This is a genomic window from Rhodococcus sp. 05-340-2 (assembly GCF_002258915.1).
Lineage (GTDB): Bacteria > Actinomycetota > Actinomycetes > Mycobacteriales > Mycobacteriaceae > Rhodococcoides.
Map to the genome: position 1 here is coordinate 1 of NZ_NOYU01000019.1, position 931 is coordinate 931.

At 64.1% G+C, this 931-nt stretch carries 2 protein-coding genes; both read right to left on the reverse strand.

Features of this window, described 5'->3' with window-relative positions; genetic code table 11:
- Positions 1-422, reverse strand: a 422-nt coding sequence (locus tag CH271_RS10555; RefSeq protein ID WP_094633542.1) for a dTDP-4-dehydrorhamnose 3,5-epimerase family protein, incomplete at its 3' end; no start/stop codon positions are given.
- Positions 419-931: sugar nucleotidyltransferase (locus CH271_RS10560; RefSeq protein ID WP_256986353.1), on the reverse strand; the 513-nt coding region annotated here is incomplete at its 5' end. The genes CH271_RS10555 and CH271_RS10560, both read right to left, overlap by 4 nt.

The following is a 931-nucleotide window of genomic DNA, read 5'->3' on the forward strand; positions in this document are numbered from 1 at the left end:
GCCGGGGTGTACTCGAGGCTGCACAGGTACATGACGGTCGAGTTGTCCTCCAGGGACAAGATGGCGTGGCCGAGTCCTTCGGACAGGAAGACTGCTCTGCGGTCGATGTCGTCGATCAGCACGCTGTCCCAGTGCCCGAACGTCGGCGATCCGACCCGCAGGTCGACGATGACATCGAGGAACGCTCCGCGGGCGCAGGTGACGTACTTCGCCTGCCCGGGCGGGTTGGTGGTGAAGTGAATCCCGCGCAGGACCCCGGCTGCGGAGACCGAGCAGTTCGCCTGCAGCAGCTCCAACGACCGCCCGGTCGTCTCCTCGAACGCCGACGCTTTGAACCACTCGAAGAACACTCCGCGGTCGTCACCGAACTGGCGTGGGGTGTACTCGTAGGCACCGGCAATGGTCAGTTCACGAAAGGTCATCGGTTCCCTCGGTCGATCAGATCCAACAGGTAGCGGCCGTACCCGGACTTGACGAGCGTCTCGGCGCGCACGCGCAGTTCGTCGTCGGAGATGAATCCTCGTCGCCAAGCCACTTCTTCGGGAGACCCGATTTTCAGGCCTTGGCGTTGTTCGATGGTGCGCACGTAGTTCGAGGCGTCGAGGAGGGAGTCGAAGGTGCCGGTGTCGAGCCAGGCAGTACCGCGAGGGAGAACCTCGACCTGCAGGCGGCCGGCCTCCAAGTAGTGGCGGTTGACGTCGGTGATCTCGTACTCCCCGCGCGCGGAGGGCTGCAGGTCGCGGGCGATGGCGATGACGTCGTTGTCGTAGAAGTACAGGCCGGGGACGGCGTAGTTCGATTTCGGGGCGGCGGGCTTTTCTTCCAACGAGATCGCTTTGCGGTTGTCGTCGAATTCGATGACGCCGTAGGCGGTGGGGTCGGAGACCTCGTAGGCGAAGACGGCTCCGCCGTCGATGTGATCGAAGCGCGA